Consider the following 17,087-nt stretch of genomic DNA (forward strand, 5'->3'; position numbering starts at 1 on the left):
GAAAAGAGAGAGTATTTCAAATCTTGAGAGTCATTACTTCTCTCTTGTAAAGAAATCTGAATCCGGCTTCTTCATACAACCTCTTTGCCGAAGTGCGATCCGAAGTAACCGATAGAAAGGCTCTGTCTTTTCCCTCTTTCTTAAGGTAATTCAGAGACTCAGCCAGAAGCGCTCTTGCAAGGCCTTTTTTCCTCCACTTTTTTACAACGAAGACTTCTTCGGTGTGAAACTTTGAACTGTCAGTATTATCCGGGTAAAGCATGACGCTTCCTGCGATATTGCCTTTTGGGTCGAGTGAGGCAAGGATAAGACCTTCATTCTTCCATTCAGGTCTACTGAAGAAATAGTGGAGATACTTGTACTCGAGAGGTGAATCAGGAAAACAGGACTGCTCTGCCAGGAGGTATTTCAGAATTTCTGGAGGCTTTCTGGGCTTCAGTTCTGACATTGTAAGACCTGAAGGAGATGGGTGCGAGCTAATTTCTCTATTCAAGTCTCTTTCCATATATTGAAAGTCTATCCAGTGAGTGAAGCCCTTTTTGGAGAAGAAATCCTTTTTTTCGCTCTCGCTGTCGGCAATTCTGACACATATTTTCGTTCCCGCTGCAGGAAAGAACTTACTGGTCGTATTTACAATCGAAGGGAGTGCAATCTCGTAAAGAAGTGACATCAAGCCATTGTCAGCTCCTTCGCCCATGATTATGTCAAGCCAAACGTGATGGAAGTGGTACTCACTGAAATTCTGCCTCGTAAGAAACCTTACGAAACCTATTACACGTCCATTGTCTACAGCGAGGAAAATATTCTTTCTTCCATTCAGCAATGGGTTCTTTAGATCTTCAACTGTGAATCTTTCCGCTAGAGGATGCTTCTTTTCATAGACACTCTGAATGCGAAGCATCTGTTCTGTGAATTCCTTTGAGTAGCCTACTATTTGCACTTCATCGCCTCCACTCGTCTTTGATCTTCATAATTTGGGACTTCTTCTATGCTGAAAACTTCGAAGTTAAGCCAAGAATCTCATTTAGTGCTTGCCAGATAACTTTAAGATAAAAGTGGCATAATATATAAATAATAGAATCTATTAGAGTCTGTCAAGTACACCACGGAAAATTCAGAGGACAGGGTGTGATGAAGTGAAAGGAAGCAGAGGCTCTAATGGATTTGTCAGTATATTGAAGCCCGGAGGTGGACCTCTCATGTTTTTTGGTAAGAAAGAAATGGCGATCATTCAGCTGTTCAATGAGCATTTGGATTTTATATCGAGAACCCTGGAAAACCTTGAAAAGGTCTTTCTTGCCAGCCAGAATGATGATTTATCTTCTGTGGAGATCTATTCGGAAGAGGTGCGAAAAATGGAGTCGGCCGCCGATGCAAAGAGACGCGAAATGGAAAACTCGATGTATCAGGGAGCGTTCCTACCAAATTTTCGTGGCGACTTTTTGGGTCTTGCGGAGTCTTTCGACAAAGTGGCGAATGAGGCGGAGAACGTGGTTGATCAGATTGTATTGCAGCATCTCGTAATACCTTCTGAGTTGAAAACAGACTTCTTGAAGCAGGTTCAGCTTGCAGCAGAGACGTTTGAGGCATCCAGGGAGGCGGCAGTAAATCTCTTCCAAGAGTTAAGCGTCGCTGAAGAAAAGATAAAGGAAACAGAACGCCTCGAGAATACTGAGGATAGTCATGAGCGGGCGCTTGTGAAGAAGATCTTCGAGATGAATCTCTCACTCGCTGAGAAAAGGCAGCTCCGTGAACTTGTTCTTTCAATTGGAGACATTGCGAATCTCTCTGAGGACTGCTCCGATCGTATGGAGATAATCGTTCTTAAGAGAAGAGTGTGATCAGAAAAAGCCTCCAACGGCCTTTATGAGCAGATAGAGGCCTAGGGAAACTAAACCGGCAATTAAAGGCGTCTGCAACCAACCAAGAGCGATGTTTCGAAGAATCTTGTAATTGATGTTTCTTGAACCTCTTGCCAGCCCGGCACCAATTACCGCGCCGACTATTGCCTGAGAAATTGAAACTGGAACTCCGATTATTGCAAAGACCCACACAGTCATCGCATGGGACAGCATCGCTATAACTGCTGAGAAATGATCAAGCAGGGTAATCTGCTTTCCAACGGTGAACATCACCCTCTTGCTAAAAGTCAGGGCACCAAGTGCTATACTTAATCCTCCCACTAGCGCAGCGATTTCATAGGGAATTATGCCGGCGTACGGGCCGGTGACATTAGCGACGTTGTTTGCGCCAAGAGCATACGAGCCGTAGGCACCTATTAACAATGCTCCAATCTTCAGTGAAAGATCCTGAGCCTGAATGGTCTTTATTCTTCTGAATAATACTGCAAAGATTTTGTACAGAAAGAAGGAACCGATTGCGGCTCCAATTGGTGTTGTTATCCAGCAGATCACAACTTTCGTAAGTACAGACCAATCCACTGTGGAGTTAAGTATTCCGATTCCCAGAATCGCCCCCATCATTGCCTGAGATGAAGAAGATGGGATTCCCAAATAAGTCATTAACGTCATCGAGATCGCCGCGCCAATGGTGCTTACGGTAGCAGTGAGGAGCGTCTGGCTGCTGACGCTGGAAACAGTCTCAAGACCCCTGGAACCTTCGAGAAGCGAACCGATAACTATGAAGACAGCAGAGAGTACCACCGCAACGCGGTATTTTACTAGGCCCGAAGTAACGGCCGTACCATAAACATTTGCAGCGTCATTGGCACCCAACGCTCGGCCGAAAACAATGGCCGGAATTATCGCAAAGAACATATTGACCTCCATTGGGAGAAAGAAAAGTTGATAGATTATATCACGGTATTACATAGATTCGAAGCCATCTTTGGGATGTTGGGCAGAAAGAGATGAAGGCAGCAGAAACTGAAGAGAAATCCATTGGAGAGTCGGCGGAAATCAGAACTCGATGAATAAGATCTCGGGAGGACTTGCCAGTCTTCCCGGAAACCATCCTCCGACTCCCCTAGTCACGAAGATCTTTGTTCCGTCGGTTTCGTAGAGACCTCTGAAGTAGTCTCCGCTGAATCCCCTCGAAGTCTTCAGTATGGTTTCGGTCAACCAGGGTATAAAGAACTGGCCTCCATGTGTATGTCCAGCCAGCACCAGGTCATAATCCTCTAGAATGTCCATGTGTTCTTCAAGCAGATTTGGCGCGTGTACCATCAGTATCTTCAGATCGTAATTGTCTTCGGGCAGGAATCTTGTCCATGAAAAGTAATGGTGAGACGGAGTACCCGTCAATCCCAGTTTCTTGTCTGCAATCTGGATTACTGCTGAACGGGTGTGGACCACGTTTATTCCCAGTTCCTCATAGATCTTCTCCATTACGTCTGTTTCCGATTCTTCCCAGTTACCGTACACGGCAAATACTGGCGCTATTCTGGCAAGTTCGGAGAAGTAACTTTTCATATACTCCATATCTGTGTAAGGAGACAAAACATCGCCCCCAAAAAGAATCAAATCCACACCTTCTTCAACGAGCCTTTCAAGGAGATGCGTGTGAATGGGCTTCTTAGTCCAGATATGAATATCGGCAAAAAAGGCGATTTTCGCCGAAGGTTCTTCCGAGAACGTAAGCCTTTCGATCGTCAAGATGTTTGGTTCTATCAAGAATACGTAGGCGATTATACCGACGACAATCAACCAGATCTTCCAATGCTTCAAAAAACCATTCCCTCAGAAAGTTGTGTCATACGAACCGATTCTACATGATTATTCAGTAGTCGGTTCAGGCAATCATTAAAATAAGCGTGATTTCTTCTTTACAAGCACCCTACCTTTCCATTTCGTAGCTCCACAAAGGTGAACAATTATCGAATGGAATCCGATAATTGATGAGATGAGTGTGATTAGTGGATATAGAAAAATCACCAGAGGCCTGAGTGAAAACTTTGCGCTGGCGAGAACCCACATGCCGAATGAGAGTGACAGGCTAATCAGAGACAGGATTCCTGCAGACTCTGGAATGGCAACTCCAAAGATGAAAAGTAAGGCTACTATGAGAGGAAAGAAATCTAAAGTTAGCATCCAACTCCAAACAAAGGCCGCGGGAATTATTCTGTAGTCAAAGAGTGAGAAGTAGTTCTTGAGAAACCCCAAATATGCAGCTTTGAATCCATCATACATTTTGCACTCTACAAGATCGGAAGCATCGTACAATCTCCACTTCATCCTTGCCTTTCTTATTAGCCTGCCTAGAGAGATATCATCCACTCCATGGTCCTTCACGGCCTCATGACCTCCGATTGAGAGATAGGATTGCTTTCTGAACATCATGAACTGACCGCTTGTTACCGCGAGTGATCTGAATTTCTTCCCATAAGCGATTACGAGTGGAAAGATAGAGAAGACACTGTGAATCATAAATGGTATCGTAATCAATTCACCCAGCGTGTCAGTCCTCTCCTTGACAACAGCCGTCAAAAGATCCGTTTTTTCTCTAATCATTACGCTTACAGCGTGTGAGATTGTGGGGGAAGAGTGAACGGTATCGGCATCCGTAAAAAGCAGGATCTCTCCCTTCGCTTCGCTTGCAAGCTGGTGGCATGCCCAGTGCTTCCCGAGCCATCCTTCGGGCAAAGCTTCTCCCTTAATTATTCTGAGGTTGCTAAACTCGTTTGTCATAGATTCAAGGATTTGTAGTGTTGCATCGGATGAGCTATCGTCGAGGACGATTAGTTCGAGATTGCGGTAATCTTGATTCAGAAGGGAGTAAACGCACTTCGAGATGTTTTTCTCTTCGTTTCTGGCAGGAATCAGTATGGAAACCAGAGGGCCGTTTGGAATCCCTTCGAAACGGCTGAGCTTCTTCATCAGTATCGCATTAGAGACTGAAACTGCAAACATGATTCCCAGGAATAGGGCAACTGATATTGACTGAAAGAGGAGAGAGGTCATCTAATCTTCCTTCGAAGCTTGAGTGCAATGGGAAAAGCAAGTTGGTCCCTGTGTTTGAAAGCAAGAACTGAAGTGTTAAACGCCCATATAGAGATAGCGAGAGAGTCCATTTTAATAATTAGAAATATCAGGAGACCGAACATGCTCAGAATTACCTTCCAACCATCGGTCCTGGGACTTATGACGAACGAGAACAACAACATGGATGCTCCCATTATTGAAGGTCCAACCCATTGAGTTAAGCCAGACCAGATACCGAAAGAGACCGCTACGGCCTTACCTCCATTCATTCGCAGAAATGGTGAAAAAGCGTGACCCAGGACCGGAGAGACTGCGACGGATACTATCTCCCAGCCGGAAATTCCTCCAATTGAAAGGGCTATTAACACGGGAAGATATCCCTTGAAATAGTCGAGAGCCATTGCAAAAAGCCCGAGCAAGAGCCCTGCTCCTCTTATCACGTTAGTAGATCCCGGGTTGCCGTCGCCAATTTTCGAGATCTTCTGACGAGTCTTCTTCTCGTATATTATTTTGGAGTACATTATGGAGCCAGAAAAAAAGCCGATGAGAGTCCACAGGATGAACATTTAGCCCTCCCCTTCGGGATTGAGAAAATCACTTTCTCCATTCTCTTGACGCCTGATATGGTTGGCGAAGGAGACATTTCTCCGCTATTGCCAGTCCGGACTCTTCGCCAGGTATAGTTCTCAATGACAGCCTTTCATTTCTGCAAATGACCTACGAAGCAGTGAGCAGACTGTCTGTTGCGCCAGTCAGATTCTGCTATGTCAAGTGCTCGCTTTACCGGTACGTTGCTGCTCATGTAAGAATTATACATAGTTGATTCAATAACGCTCTTTTCTTTAGAACAACTGGCTGGATGTCTGCAAGACCTCACGTAGATGATAAAATCTCATCGAAATCTGAAAGGATGATGAAGATGAAAAGAGTTCTGTCTGTGTTTTTCCTTCTACTCTCGTTAGCACTGCCAATTTTCGCTCAGAGCCTGGAAGATCTATCTGCGGAGGAGTGGAGACACGACATCAGGTTTCTCGAAGAGAGACTGTCGAGAACTCACCCTAATCCCTATTTCAAGACGGACGAGGGTACGTTCAGACAGCTTCTGCGAAGTCTGGAACGCGATCTGGAGGACCTGTCGTCGAGCGAGATCTACACAAGGCTTACAGAGATCGTCGCATCGATTGGAGACGGCCACACTGCGATCTATCCCGATAGCAGGCTTGCCGTGTATCCGATTTACACTTACTGGTTTACCGATGGGCTTTATGTAGTTGCCACAGCTGAAAGTGAAAAGCACCTGCTGAACTGCAGAGTAGTTGAGATTGGGGGCATGGAAGTCGATGACGCTCTGGAAAGGTTGAAGAAGGTTGTATCATATGACAATGAGTGGGGATTCCTTCATTCTCACTCTGACTACTTGAATAAAGAAGAGATTATGAAGGGTCTTGGAATAGCTGATATGGATGGAGATCTTCTTCTTAAGGTCGAAAAGGAAGGAGAGATAATTGAAGCCTCCGTAAAGCCTCAAAGAGAAGGATTCCATTGGATACAGAAGAGAGCGGATGAGATTGACAGAACCTATCAAGGAAGGAAGTACTGGTATCAGTATTACCCCGATTCAGGAGTCCTCCACTTTCATTATGCTTCATGTGGTTCGGAAAGAGGAAACCCGTTCATATTGTTTAATTGGAAAATGTTTCTATTCACCTGGACCAACCCAGTAAGCAAATTCGTCCTTGATCTCAGGGGAAATGGAGGAGGCAGCTCAGTTGTTCTGGAACCTTTCATTCTGAGAATGATGATAGATTGGAGATTGAACAGAACTGGAAAGCTCTTTGTTCTAATCGATCGCGGAACCTTCTCTTCGGCAGTTCTCAATGCCATTTCCATGAGAAAACGCACAAACGCGGTCTTTGTGGGTGAACCGACCGGTGGCAGTCCGAGACATTATGGTGAAGTGAAGAGATTTCAGCTGCCCAACTCGGGAATTGCCGTAAGTTGTTCAACCACTTATTGGAAGACCACATCCGATACATCGGAAGCTTTTATGCCGGATATATTGACAGTGAGATCCTTCCAGGACTACTATGAAATGCGAGATCTTGCTTTTGAAGCCGTTATGGCCTATGGATCGGAAGGGGAGGAATAGATGTTAACTCTGTTTAAGAACGTTGAAGTATTTGCTCCGGAACCTCTCGGAAGGAAAGACATTCTGATTTCTGGAGAGAGAATTGTCGAAATCGATGAAGGGATAGACGAATCGGCAGTTAGGTCACTCAATGGAGAGATATTCGACTTTAGCGAGTCGTATGCGGTTCCCGGATTTGTTGACGGACACGTCCATCTAATTGGTGGAGGAGGAGAGGGAGGCTTTTCATCAAGAACTGCTGAAGGTTCTTCACAGCAATTCGCCGAAGTCGGAACCACGACGGTTGTAGGAATGTTGGGCACCGATGGTGTTACCAGAGATCATGCTTCGCTGCTTGCAAAGGTTAGGGACTTCCGAAACTCCGGGATAGATTCTTACATGCTGACAGGCTCTTACAGATACCCTTTGAAGACGCTTACGGGGGATCTCATGAGGGATATCGTGTTCATTCCCGAGATAATCGGTGTGGGCGAGGTGGCCGTCTCTGATCATAGAAGCAGCAACCTTAGTTCCACAGAGCTTCAGAGATTTGCAATGGATGCGCGTGTGGCCGGCATGCTTTCTGGCAAGGCTGGAGTGACCGTCCTTCATCTTGGAGATGGTCAAGAGAAACTTAAGCCTCTTTATGAAGCAGTTGCCGACGGAACTCTCAATCCACGACAGATTATCCCTACGCATATCTGCCGATCGGAGGGACTCTTAAATCAGGGCATCGATTGGGTGAGCAAAAAGGGCGGATATATTGACATCACTGCTGATGAACACAGCACGCACCTGGTTCTAAAAGACATGTACAGCAAGAAGATAAGATTCGACAGGATCTGTGTCTCTTCTGACGGTCTCGGTTCTCTTCCCAGATTCGATGCTGAAAAGAATCTGGTCGGGATAAGGTCGGCACCGGTCGATACTCTTTTGAAGACCTTCACAAGTTTGGTCAGAGAGAGAGGGCTTTTGATACATGAAGCTCTGAAGCCTTTTACGGCAAATCCGGCCGCATTCTATCATTTGCAGAGAAACGGGATTGGACTTCTCAAGAGGGGGGGCTCTGCAAACATCTTATTCATTGATCGGGATTTCCAGATAGTCGAAGTAATTTCCAGCGGAAGATCAACTTTGGAAAATAGGGGATGATTGGTGTGAAACTCTGTGCGGTATATTACAGTAGATCTGGTTCGACAGAGAAGATTGCTGCGAACTTTGCCGATTCTATTGGTGCAAAGCTTTTCAAACTAGAAGATGAAAAGCCAGGGAAATCGATATCCGGGTTCTCCGCGCTGCTTGGCCTGGGAAGTCCATTGAAAGAACCTCTTCCAGATGTCGGCGGTTTCGAGTTCTTGGTGCTGCTAACTCCGATTTTCGCCTGGCATCCTTCACCTCAGATGAATACATTTGTCAAGAAGGCCGATCTGAAAGGCAAGAGTTTGTTCCTGGTGGGTGTAGGAGCCGGTGAGACAAATGAGAAAGCCCTAAAGAGGTTCTCCGCAAAAGTTGAGAAGGCTGGCGCGAATGTTGTCGGCACGAAGAACTTCAAAGGATTACAGATGAAACAGGATTTGAAGGAGGTCAAGTCGAATCTTATAGAAAGCGGGAAGCAATTGGCCGGAATCATCGAAAGACTAGTCCAATAGATCTAGTAGAGATGTTCGAAGAGAATTTTCGTGCCAATCGAGATCAACACGATCCCTCCGACTGCTTCCATCAACTTACCGAATTTCTGACCTAGTCTCTGTCCGCCCTTTATACCAAGAGCGGAGAGCATTGCCGTTATAAATCCCGTCATAACAGCAGTAAGGATGATTCGTTTTCCAAGAAATGCATATGCGCTCCCCACAGCTAGTGCATCTATAGAAGTAGCTACTGAAAGGAGGATAAGTGTAAGGCCTCTAGTTCGATCCTTGCATGAGACCTCTTCTTTTCTGTCCAAAGATTCGAGCAGCATCTTTCCGCCGATAATTCCAAGAAGAATGAAGGCAATCCAGTGATCGAAATCCATTATGTAGTTTCGAAAACTTGCTGCGAGGAAGTATCCGATGATCGGCATTCCAAACTGGAAGAATCCGAAATGGAATGCAACCCTGAAAACATGTCTGCGGGTTACATCCTCCAGAGAGATTCCAGTACATATTGAAACGGCGAACGCGTCCAGTGCTAGACCGGTTGCTACGAGCAGGTTCTCCATCCACAGCTCCTGGTGTGAGATACCTAGATAGTAACACATCAAGCTGTAGAAAATCCTTGACATAAGCAGAATCTAACACGACTGACCCTCTAAATCGTTGCGAAACCGCTTCGATTATGGTGTTACATCCACTTCACGGGACTTGAATCAGAGGTTCTCTGGAGATCGTTAAGGAGTAATCTCCTCCGCCGTAATTTCTTATGACCTTCAGATACCACAATCCCCCTTCACTCGTAACTGAATAACTGATGGTTTGCTCACCGCTGTAGTTGTTTGAGTAAGCAACTTGATTGCCGTTCGCGTTGTAAAGGTACAAGTAGAACCTTCCGTCGGAAGTATTCAGAACAATATTTAGAACGCCTGAGGGCAGGGAGGTCAGTGCATACCAGTCACTGTCATCTTTGCTGAGAAGGTAGCCGGTGTAAGTTGCAGCGAACTGTGTGACAAACGGCAGCGGAGTAGATTCCGAAAGAGCATCGCCCGCGTCGCCACCCGAACTCGCATCGTCCTGCTGGAGCTTCTGAACGCTGAATGAATAATCGCCTTCCCCTGAACTCCTCGAGACTCTTATATAATGGTTTCCCGTGTTCTTTGTGCAGAAAATAATGCTGCCGGCTTCTGTGCCGACTGTTATGCTGTTTGCCATTGTCAGACTGTCTCTTGAGGAGTATCTCAGTGACAGGTTGTAGGTCAGCCCTCCCGCTGGATAGGACTCTACGGTTATGATTTCGCCGGAAACCGCAGAGAAGACGAACCAGTCTTCGTTGTCAGCCAGTTTGAGTGTTCCGGATACACCGCCCATAGTGATCTGTGTTCCATCCTCAGGAGTCTCGCCAGCGTCTTCTCCGGAGTCAGCATCGTTTTGATCGCTTACCACAACGTCCAGTTCGTACAAGCCCTCTCCGGAGGACCTTGAAACTCTTACGTAGATGGGACCGGTGTAGTCTGTGCAGTAGTCTATTAACGCCGGCGAGTCCTTGCTGCAGGAAGAGCCGCCAAGTACGTTTCCGTTCTCTTTTTTGAATGAGACGTGGAATCTGCCATCACTATCTGTAGAAAGGTGAACAATAATTATCTGACCCTTCGTCACGTCAACTGAATAAAAATCTGTATTGTCGCTGTTCTTAAGTTCTCCGGAGATTGCTCCGGGTTGGATCGCTATCGAGCTTTCAATTTGCTCTCCGGCATCCTCACCAGAACCTGCATCGTCTTGATCTCTAACTGAGACGTCCAGTTCATACAAGCCCTCTCCGGATGACCTTGAAGCCCTTACATAGATGGGACCGGTGTAGTCTGTGCAGTAGTCTATTAACCCCGGCGAGCCCTTGCTGCACGAAGAGCTGCCAAGTATGCTTCCGTTCTCTTTTTTGAATGAGACGTAAAATCTGCCATCACTCTCTGTAGATAGCCGAGCATGAATTATCTGACCCTTTTCAATCTCTACTGCATACATATCTTCATTGTCATCGAGTTTTAGAAGGCCCGTATATTGGCCAGGAGACAACGGAACCGAAGTGGATGTCGCATCTCCGGCGTCGGTCTGACTTCCTGAGTCATTCTGGTTCGATACTGTTGATGTGAGATTGTAAGTACCTGTTCCCGAAGAACGATATACGCGGACGAACCACTCTCCAGCAACTCCTGCTACATGATCAACATATACTATCTCTCCCGAACCAGAGGCCGACTCCCTGGTTATGCCACTCGGATTTTTCAGCTGAAGTACAAACCTTGCATCTTCAGGCACCTGGAGGGAGAGATCGATAATCTGACCGCGATCTACCGAAAACTTGTACCAGCTCTCCGGAGACTTCTGAGAAAGCTCTCCTGAAACGGATCGAGAACTCCATAGATGAATCGCATTCTGCATATTCTCGCCGCTCTGCAAATCGGACGTCTCTCGAGAAGAAAGATGCATAACATACTCAGCCATATCGGATTGATTTGCAGGCATGATGCCGATATAAAGTTTACCCTGAAGAGAATCGACATATTGCCTTTCCAGCCGATTGTCTAGCTCCACAGATTCGAATATGCTTCCATCTGAACTCATGAGTTTTACAATCAACGGAGAACGGTCAGAAGAGGAAACCTGGAGAGACATGTCGGCGATCTCGCTCCCGTCAATGAAATACCAGTCTCCGTATTCATTTTTGATGCTGGAGTCTATACTTTCAGGTGGTGAGATTTCAATGGGTTCTGCGAACGAAAAGCAGATCTTCGAAAAACCTGCCGATGTAAACTCTCCAATTGTTATGCTTTCCACCAGCTCAAATAATCTGCCCCTGTGATAAGCAGCCTGATCTCCAAGAGAGCGAAAGACTCTGACTAAGCCTTCCGCTTCTCTTAGCGGCGCCACACCCGGTCTCTTAAACAGAATACCGTAGGAGTTGATGAAGTCCTGCAATGAACCGGGGCTCCCGGCAATCTCTACTTCATATTCTAGAACAATGGTCTCATCCGAAAGTGTGTAGTTATGGTTCTGTGTTTTTAGCGTACGTGTTCTGATGGAAGATGAATAGCACTGAACATTTGATGATGATTCCTTATCTGAACCGCGGTAGGTTGTGTCGAGAATAGAAGAGGTGAGACGCCCGCCTGACGGTACTATCCTCAAATACCTTGCTGAACTTTCGACAGCCACACTTGCAGGAGAAGAATGCAGAGAGCCTGCTGAGGTCCAGTTGAAACCATCCATGCTAATCAAAATCGCTACTCCCGAGAAGCTGCTCCTCTGATTTTCTTTGGGATTGAAGGGATTTTCTTGTATGATGTCTCGGCCACTGAATGTACATGAGATGGTTTCAACGTGTAAGATCTCACCCAGATCGTAGTTATGCATTACACCGTCGGCAGCTTCAAAATCGAGGATATCGTCTTCAGAATTCATCTGAATAACCAGTTCTCTCACTTCGAGAGAGAATGAATCGCTGGCCGTTGCTCCCATAGTGTCTCGTACTGAAAGCACAGGATTGCAGATCCCGTATTCAGCGTAAACGTGAGTCAGTCCTTCTTCTGAAATTTCCCTCCATTCAGTGGATGTTCCGTCTCCGAAATCCCACTTATACTGAGTCAGAGAGTCGCCTTCATCAGGATCGTATGATTCCCCGACCGTGAAACTTACAGGGTAGTATGCTCCTGATTCTTTGTCAGGGCCTGCGTCTGCAACTGGAGGAGCGTTCACGAAATTCACTGTCACAGTCACCGTGTCGCTGGCACTTGCTCCTAGAATGTCGGTTACAGCTAGCGTGAACACGTAAAGCTCCTCGGTTCCCCAGGGGACGTCCGGAGCAATGAACGACAAGGTGGGTTCAGATCTGTTGTCTGCTTCTATACCTTCAGGCAAGATCCATGTGTAAGCAAGTTGGTCGCCAAAATCAGGGTCCTCTGATGCGCTGCCGTCAATCGTTACGGTCGATCCTTCTTCAACAGATTGGTCGGAGCCGGCGATGGCTGTGGGAGGATAGTTGATGTCCAAAGAGATGAAAGAAGCGGTTGCACTCGAAGTCAATGAACCGCCATCCCTGACCACCAGTGTCACTGTGTAGACTGTGTTCTCTCCTGGAAGCTGTTCCGGTGCGATCAATGTAACTTGTGAAACTCCTGCATTTTCGAAAGAAAATGAGGGGGTTACTGACCATGAGTAGATCAGCTGATCACCGTCAGGATCAGAAGATGCCGAACCGTCGAACTCTACTTCCGAACCCTCTGAAAAGCTTCCCGCTTGGACGGGACTCACAGATGCAACTGGCGGTCTGTTGACATTGTTTACCACAACGGTGAACTGATCGACTATGCTCCCTCCCCGTCCATCTGAGACTGAGAATTCCACAGTGTAAGAACCGGATTCAGTAAAGTTTGGGGAGAAGATAAAGACCCCGTTTGTGATCTCACCAGGTCCGGATGTCTTTGTTAGGGTAATAGTATCTCCGTCGGGATCGCTTACATAAGAATTCAAATCAACTGTCAGTGTTGATCCCTCATCTACGATTTGATCTATCATATTACTTGAGGGTTGTTTATTTACATCTAGTACCGTAACAGTAATTGTGTCGCTCGAACTACACCCTCTTCCGTCACTGACTTCCAGTTTGAACTCTAGCTGGCTTTCAGAGTCTTTCGGGAGCTCCGGAGCAGTGAAAGTGGCTACTCTGGCGTTCGGATTTTGAACTTGAACTGAAGCTCCCGATATCTGTGCCCATGTATAGGAAAGCGAATCCGAGTCGGGATCGGAGGAACTGATCCCGTCTAGCGAGACGACCGCACCTTCATTAACGGAAAAGTCGGCTCCTGCAACTGCTGTTGGCGATTGGTTCCAGTCCAGAAGATCTCCAATTTCCGGAATCAAGTCTTTCTCCAAAGTGTTACCGATTTCTATGGTGACAGATCCAATGTCTCCTATTATGCTCTTCAACCATCCTGCTATATCAATTCCTGCTGCGGCAGATAGCCTGGCCATCAGGACGGGCTCTAGCCCTTCACTAACGCTAACCTTAAGTCCGGCTTCCAAAGACGGGATAACCCCTATATATGGGCCTGCTATATCGTAAAGCAACGCATGTGCACCCACTTCGAGTTTCCCGGTAGCGGTTGCGCCGGCTTCAGCGTCAATTTCGAGTGGTTTAATTGTATAGAAGGGATCGAACTCAACGATATCTGACCAACCATCGGAGTATCTGGCTCCGGCCTTCAGATTTACTCCGACGACCACTCCAGTTTCGGCTGTAAGCTTTCCGTATGCTTTGGCTTCAGTTTTCAATTCTCCATACAAAACTATGTTGATGTATACGGGGACCACTCCAATTGAAAAGGCTATTTTTGCAACGGGATAGCTCTTGGATAGGAGTGTCTTTTCTATCTCGGCGAAGGTGAGTTCGGCTTCAAACTCGACCGTGAGTTCGAGCTGTGGAGAAGCATCGATCCAGGCTTCAAAGTAATCCAGTTCCCACGAGCTGTCCCACCAGTCCCAGTAGAAATCGATATCCCATGCGATGTGAGCGTTAAGAGGAGCCGATGGTTTTACAGTGAGACCAATCGTACAGGCCGGCGTTGCACTGCTTGTTGTTCCACCTAACGGAATCTCTACTTCTGCCGACAGTTCAAGCCCGGAGAAATTCTGATAGAAATTGCCTGCCCAGTCGTCGGGACCGGGTTCCTTACAAAGTGAGTTGTAAAGAGAAGCTCTCCTTTCGGGAATGCGGTATTTTGCATCGAATCTGGCGTAGTTGTATAGAGACATGATGAACGCGCCTCTATGATCAAGAAACTCACGGGGTCTTGAAAGCGAAATATGGAGTTGTTCAGTCAAGACCAGCATGTTGTCCAATACAGCAAGTGAAGCCGACATAACTGAGCCGCCGCCGAAATCAACAAGCCAGTCCATTCGATCGAGTTCATCCTCGTTGATAATTTCGGCGCCTTCGGGCAGGACAATTCTGGTAATCTTCCTATGATCTATTACACCGTCACTAGACTGTCCCTGGAATTCTTTGCTGGGTTTTTCGAGAGCTTCCAGGAACATCGTCTGAAACATCATTTGCGAGAAGATGAATTCGAAGTATTCCTCCATCAATTTCTCGCTGGGTCCCGTCTCTATTATCCAGAGATCATCGTCGGATCCATGGATCGAGAATGAGTTTATATGTCCTTCCAGAGATCTGGAAAATGAATCTCCTTCGGGATCCCGCTGAGCCGAATCCCAGACCGCCTCACCCGGAAAAAGAAACTTCAGTTCCGTTGATGCCTGCGAAAAGAAGTCTCGTTCTTCCCCGGATTTTTCGATGTATTCCCAGTGAATTCTGTAGAGAGACGCAAGGGCTGAAGAGGGAACGGATTCTACTCTCGATATTCGAGCATTTCCGCTAATGTCAATTACTATTGTTTCTTCTCTTTCATACTCCATGGAAATCGCGCTGCAAGTTACAAGAAGGATAAACAGAGCAATCAACAATCGTCGCATATCCAGCCCTCCCAATCCATTGTCAAGGGAGTGGTTTTGATTGAGGCGGCAAGGGCAATTGATGCGATAGGAAACTCGCAGTGAGAAGTCGACTCCCTTACGTTCTAATTATATGCTTTTGAGGTCCCAGCACAATGCCACACAGACAATTCAGCTGGAACGGGCCTTGGTAATCCGTTCACTTTGGTGAAGTTCTCGCGCAACCATTTCACTCATCATTTATGCCAATAGTTGAAGCTGCTTGGAGCGAAAAGCCTCGTCTGCGTGAGAAATCGCTAAAAACTGAGGGTGTTATCATTGAAGAGGGAATACATTGTGGTTCGGAGGGTCGTAAGAATGGAACTCATCTACGGAACAAGAAACCGGGCTAAAGTGATGAGCATGAAGAAGATGCTTTCTGGATTGGATGTGCAGTTAAGAGATTTGTGTTCATTCGAGTATCTTCCGGTCGTCGAAGAGATCGGATCAAGTCCGCTCGACAATGCTCGAGCGAAGGCGGAAACTTATTATCGCTTCACCGGCAGACCAATATTTGCTTGTGATTCCGGGCTTTTCATTGAAGGACTTGATTCTGAACTTCAACCGGGAGTGAAGATCAAAAGGCTGGGTGACAAGGTTATGAATGACGAGGAGATGATCAATCACTACGGAGAACTCTCAGCTGAACTCGGAGGGCGGGCAATGGCTCATTATAGGAACGCAATCTTTCTTATCTTGAGCGACGATCAAAAACGCTGGCTGATGGATGACACGATTGAAGAGACGTTTTATCTTGTGAGTAGCCCGCACCCGGCAAGAGTTGGAGGTTTTCCTCTAAATTCGCTCTCTGTAGATATTCAGTCAGGTAAGTACTTCGCTGATCTCAACGACGAAGAAAGATCCAGTGCTTATCATTGCCGTAATGGCTTCAGGGATTTCTTCAACGAAGTAATTCGTTCACTTAAAGATGAGAATTCTTGAACAGTAATCTCTTAATCCCGTAGTTCTAGGTTATTTCAATAAACGTTAAGGTATTGAGGGGAGGACGAAATGGCTTACAAAACAGTTAATGGAACTCGACTTTATTATGAGATCCGGGGGAACGAAGAAGGGGAAAAAACAGTAGCCTTTTTCAATGGAGTTATGGCTTCTGCAAACAGCTGGTCGCTTCAGACGGGGGTCTTTGAGAGATTCGGGTACAAGATTCTCCTTCACGATTTCAAGGGCCAGCTTCTCTCAGAAAAACCTGAGGGTCCCTACACTTTCGAAGAACATGCTCAAGAAGCCAATCTTCTCATGAAGGAGCTTGGTATCGATGAAGTACACATAATCGGTACTTCTTACGGCGGGGAAGTTGCCCTAAGGTTTGCGATAGATTTCCCCGAGATTGTGAAGTCAATATCTATTATTGACTCGGTAAGTGAACTCGATGAGGTACTGAAGCTCTTCATTCGCAACTGGAAAGAAGCGGCTGATTTGGGTGATGCCGAGAAATTCTACTGGAATATGGTGCCGACGATCTACAACAATTCCTTCATCAAGAGCAATATAAAGATGCTTGAAGAGCGGGCAGATGCTCTGAAAAAGGTCTCAAAGGACTACTTCAAGGGCCAGGTGGCTTTGTATGATACATTCTTGAGCGACGTATACATGACTGATTTGCTTGGAAGAATCAACTGCCCGACGCTGCTGGTCTGTGGCGAACAAGATATCTTGAAGCCCAGGAAGTTCTCGCAAATAATGGCGGACAGAATTCAGAGATCGGAATTTGCGGTGATTCCCGATTGTGGTCACGTGACTATATTCGAAAAGCCGGACATTTTGAACAGCCTGCTTCTAGGTTTTGTTATGAAGAACTCCGGGTTCTAAAACTGTCGGCTC

13 protein-coding genes are annotated in these 17,087 nt (G+C 46.4%); 6 read left to right on the plus strand and 7 right to left on the minus strand.

The window, feature by feature from the left end:
- Nucleotides 1-16: 16 nt before the first annotated feature.
- Nucleotides 17-940: a GNAT family N-acetyltransferase gene (locus tag Y697_RS13625; RefSeq protein WP_121552347.1), complete on the minus strand. Its 924-nt coding sequence runs from the start codon at nucleotides 938-940 to the stop codon at nucleotides 17-19.
- Between the two features lie 259 nt (nucleotides 941-1,199).
- On the opposite strand from Y697_RS13625, the gene Y697_RS13630 reads away from it, so the two are divergent.
- Nucleotides 1,200-1,841, plus strand: coding sequence for a TIGR00153 family protein (locus Y697_RS13630; protein WP_121552348.1), 642 nt, complete (start codon nucleotides 1,200-1,202; stop codon nucleotides 1,839-1,841).
- Here the strand turns inward: Y697_RS13630 and Y697_RS13635 are convergent, their stop codons facing one another.
- From Y697_RS13635 to Y697_RS13650, 4 genes are all read right to left on the minus strand, one after another.
- Entirely contained in the window at nucleotides 1,842-2,777 is a 936-nt protein-coding gene (locus Y697_RS13635; RefSeq protein ID WP_121552349.1) for an inorganic phosphate transporter, read from the minus strand.
- 141 nt (nucleotides 2,778-2,918) lie between these two features.
- A complete protein-coding gene (locus Y697_RS13640) occupies nucleotides 2,919-3,686 on the minus strand; it encodes a metallophosphoesterase (protein ID WP_259462578.1) in 768 nt (255 codons plus the stop codon).
- Between the two features lie 75 nt (nucleotides 3,687-3,761).
- Nucleotides 3,762-4,919, minus strand: a complete 1,158-nt coding sequence (locus Y697_RS13645) for a glycosyltransferase family 2 protein (protein ID WP_121552350.1) — start codon at nucleotides 4,917-4,919, stop codon at nucleotides 3,762-3,764.
- Nucleotides 4,916-5,506 (minus strand): glycerol-3-phosphate acyltransferase, encoded by a 591-nt coding sequence (locus Y697_RS13650; RefSeq protein WP_121552351.1) that lies wholly within the window; start codon nucleotides 5,504-5,506, stop codon nucleotides 4,916-4,918. Before Y697_RS13650 ends, Y697_RS13645 begins: the two co-directional genes overlap by 4 nt.
- Nucleotides 5,507-5,859: 353 nt before the next feature.
- On the opposite strand from Y697_RS13650, the gene Y697_RS13655 reads away from it, so the two are divergent.
- Genes Y697_RS13655 through Y697_RS13665 form a run of 3 tightly spaced genes read left to right on the plus strand, consistent with a single transcriptional unit; the run spans nucleotide 5,860 to nucleotide 8,717 of the window.
- On the plus strand, nucleotides 5,860-7,089 hold the full coding sequence (locus tag Y697_RS13655; RefSeq protein ID WP_121552352.1) for a S41 family peptidase: 1,230 nt from the start codon (nucleotides 5,860-5,862) through the stop codon (nucleotides 7,087-7,089).
- Complete coding sequence (iadA, locus tag Y697_RS13660; protein ID WP_121552353.1) at nucleotides 7,090-8,220, plus strand: beta-aspartyl-peptidase; 1,131 nt, start codon at nucleotides 7,090-7,092, stop codon at nucleotides 8,218-8,220. It begins immediately after the preceding gene.
- 5 nt (nucleotides 8,221-8,225) lie between these two features.
- Entirely contained in the window at nucleotides 8,226-8,717 is a 492-nt protein-coding gene (locus tag Y697_RS13665) for a flavodoxin family protein (protein ID WP_121552354.1), read from the plus strand.
- 2 nt (nucleotides 8,718-8,719) lie between these two features.
- Here Y697_RS13665 and Y697_RS13670 read toward each other — a convergent pair whose 3' ends face one another.
- Together Y697_RS13670 and Y697_RS13675 are read right to left on the minus strand one after the other, a co-directional pair.
- Nucleotides 8,720-9,331: a manganese efflux pump MntP family protein gene (locus Y697_RS13670; protein ID WP_259462579.1), complete on the minus strand. Its 612-nt coding sequence runs from the start codon at nucleotides 9,329-9,331 to the stop codon at nucleotides 8,720-8,722.
- A 70-nt stretch (nucleotides 9,332-9,401) separates the two neighbouring features.
- Entirely contained in the window at nucleotides 9,402-15,227 is a 5,826-nt protein-coding gene (locus tag Y697_RS13675; protein ID WP_121552356.1) for a PKD domain-containing protein, read from the minus strand.
- A 336-nt stretch (nucleotides 15,228-15,563) separates the two neighbouring features.
- Here Y697_RS13675 and Y697_RS13680 point away from each other — a divergent pair, with 336 nt between their 5' ends.
- A complete protein-coding gene (locus Y697_RS13680; protein ID WP_121552357.1) occupies nucleotides 15,564-16,187 on the plus strand; it encodes a non-canonical purine NTP pyrophosphatase in 624 nt (207 codons plus the stop codon).
- 69 nt (nucleotides 16,188-16,256) lie between these two features.
- The gene (locus Y697_RS13685) at nucleotides 16,257-17,075 is read left to right on the plus strand and encodes an alpha/beta fold hydrolase (protein ID WP_121552358.1); all 819 of its coding nucleotides are present in this window, start codon (nucleotides 16,257-16,259) and stop codon (nucleotides 17,073-17,075) included.
- The last annotated feature ends 12 nt before the right edge of the window (nucleotides 17,076-17,087 follow it).

This window comes from Mesotoga sp. BH458_6_3_2_1, from assembly GCF_003664995.1.
Lineage (GTDB): Bacteria > Thermotogota > Thermotogae > Petrotogales > Kosmotogaceae > Mesotoga.

What these genes read in the sequence shown, in the direction of transcription:
- Y697_RS13630 (WP_121552348.1), top strand. Translation starts at nt 1,200, where the DNA reads ATGTTTTTTGGTAAGAAAGAAATGGCGATCATTCAGCTGTTCAATGAG.
- Y697_RS13635 (WP_121552349.1), bottom strand. Translation starts at nt 2,777, where the DNA reads ATGTTCTTTGCGATAATTCCGGCCATTGTTTTCGGCCGAGCGTTGGGT.
- Y697_RS13645 (WP_121552350.1), bottom strand. Translation starts at nt 4,919, where the DNA reads ATGACCTCTCTCCTCTTTCAGTCAATATCAGTTGCCCTATTCCTGGGA.
- Y697_RS13650 (WP_121552351.1), bottom strand. Translation starts at nt 5,506, where the DNA reads ATGTTCATCCTGTGGACTCTCATCGGCTTTTTTTCTGGCTCCATAATG.
- Y697_RS13655 (WP_121552352.1), top strand. Translation starts at nt 5,860, where the DNA reads ATGAAAAGAGTTCTGTCTGTGTTTTTCCTTCTACTCTCGTTAGCACTG.
- iadA (WP_121552353.1), top strand. Translation starts at nt 7,090, where the DNA reads ATGTTAACTCTGTTTAAGAACGTTGAAGTATTTGCTCCGGAACCTCTC.
- Y697_RS13670 (WP_259462579.1), bottom strand. Translation starts at nt 9,331, where the DNA reads ATGTCAAGGATTTTCTACAGCTTGATGTGTTACTATCTAGGTATCTCA.
- Y697_RS13675 (WP_121552356.1), bottom strand. Translation starts at nt 15,227, where the DNA reads ATGCGACGATTGTTGATTGCTCTGTTTATCCTTCTTGTAACTTGCAGC.
- Y697_RS13680 (WP_121552357.1), top strand. Translation starts at nt 15,564, where the DNA reads ATGGAACTCATCTACGGAACAAGAAACCGGGCTAAAGTGATGAGCATG.
- Y697_RS13685 (WP_121552358.1), top strand. Translation starts at nt 16,257, where the DNA reads ATGGCTTACAAAACAGTTAATGGAACTCGACTTTATTATGAGATCCGG.